At 45.8% G+C, this 1,696-nt stretch carries 1 protein-coding gene; it reads left to right on the top strand.

What is annotated here, in order from left to right:
* The first annotated feature begins 210 nt into the window (after positions 1 to 210).
* Entirely contained in the window at positions 211 to 1,623 is a 1,413-nt protein-coding gene (locus tag NUW13_16065) for an SLC13 family permease (GenBank protein ID MCR4440524.1), read from the top strand.
* Positions 1,624 to 1,696 lie beyond the last annotated feature (73 nt).

Raw genomic sequence — 1,696 nt, 5'->3', positions numbered from 1 at the left:
TAAGGTAGATGACCTGCTTCCTCAAAGAAAAAGCCTGAATAGATGATACACTATCCTTTTCTCCCCCGCCTTCATTGCAGGGAGGATTTTTGTTATAATAATACAACTTTTGCCTAAAGCTGCTTGGCGAGATATAAAGGTTACTGCTAATGCTCGCCGCTTGCGATAGGAGGGAAGTAATGGCTTCTACAAAGAGAAAGGGTTGGCTAAATGGCGGAACTTGAAAAGAGGGAGGTTGTCGGGACACCAAAAGAGTTTGCCATTTACTTTGCGATTAATATCGCTATCGGCTTTGGACTTTATCATGCACTGCATAACATGCAGCAGACCATTGCCGGAACTATTTTTATTGCCCTCGTTATCGGCACCCTCATGTTCTGGAGATTCAGGGTAGCCATTGCTTTTATCGGCGTAGTCCTACTACTGCTCACCAGAACAATAGACTTAGAGCATACCATTGCCTTTATGAACCTGGATGTCATCCTATTCTTGGTGGGAATGATGGTGATTGTTGGGCTGCTGAGGCGCTCCGGGTTTTTCCGATGGCTGCTGGCAAAGGCGCTAAAGATTTCCAAATTTGAACCGAACCGGCTGATGCTCATCATCCTGGCTATGTCAGGCATAATGGCAGCTATGGTGGATGAGGTAACCTCTATACTCTTTATGACAGCATTGGTGCTTGACCTCTGTGATTATTACGAGGTAAGCCCGGTAAAATATATCATATCGGTGGTATTAGCCACCAACATTGGCAGTTCCTGGACAGTTCTGGGAAACCCGATAGGGATTCTGATTGCACTCAGGTCAGGACTGACCTTTGAGAATTTCATAATGACGGCTTTCCCTATAGGAGTAATCTCATTCCTAGCCCTTATGGTCATAGTTTTGATATGGCAGAGGGGTGACCTCCGCCTGGTTAAAACGAAGGTCAAAGCTAAATCAAAGGAGAGCGAGGAAGGTTTCCTGGATGAATGGGCTAGGATTAAGGACAGAAGACTCTTTACGGGTAGTGCCGTTGTATTTGTATTGGTTATTATTGGGCTAGCTCTTCATCACCGAATGGAGCTTGCCCTTGGGCTTGAGCATAATACGCTACTGGTGGCTATTGCCATCTGTGGGGCGGGGATAGTGATGCTATGGCAGCGACCCCTAGCCAGGGAACTTCTAATGAGAGATGTCGACTGGTGGACGCTAGTATTTTTCATGTTTTTGTTTGCCAAGGCGGGCTGTCTTAAATATGTTGGTCTTACTGACATAATTTCTGCTTCCCTGTATCAGCTCGGTGGGGGTAGTCTTCTCATTCTTATACCTACAGTATTATGGATTTCGGGGTTTACCTCGGCAGCGTGTGATAATGTGCTGGTGGTGGCAACCTTTGTCCCTATACTTCAGGACCTTACTTTAAAACTGGGTACTCCAGTGCTGTGGTGGGCACTTCTTCTTGGTAGCTGCTATGGCGGTAATATGACGATGGTAGGTTCTACAGCTAATATTGTAGCTCTGGGTATATTGGAGGATAGGAAGGGCTATCACATGACACTTGGATTTTGGATTAAGATTGGTCTGTTGGGCTCCGTAGTGCCAATGGCAATTGGAACGGCGGCATTACTAATTTTCGGTTAAATCCGGTCTCTTCTTGCCAGTAGCGTTCTTTTTATTCAGGCTTTTCTAAGGGGATAAAGAACAGGGTTCACCT

The sequence above is a fragment of the candidate division KSB1 bacterium genome (assembly GCA_024655945.1).
Taxonomy (GTDB): domain Bacteria; phylum Zhuqueibacterota; class Zhuqueibacteria; order JANLFK01; family Oleimicrobiaceae; genus Oleimicrobium.
Note: the sequence above shows the minus strand (reverse complement) of the source record. Positions and strands in the feature narration are given on the sequence as shown.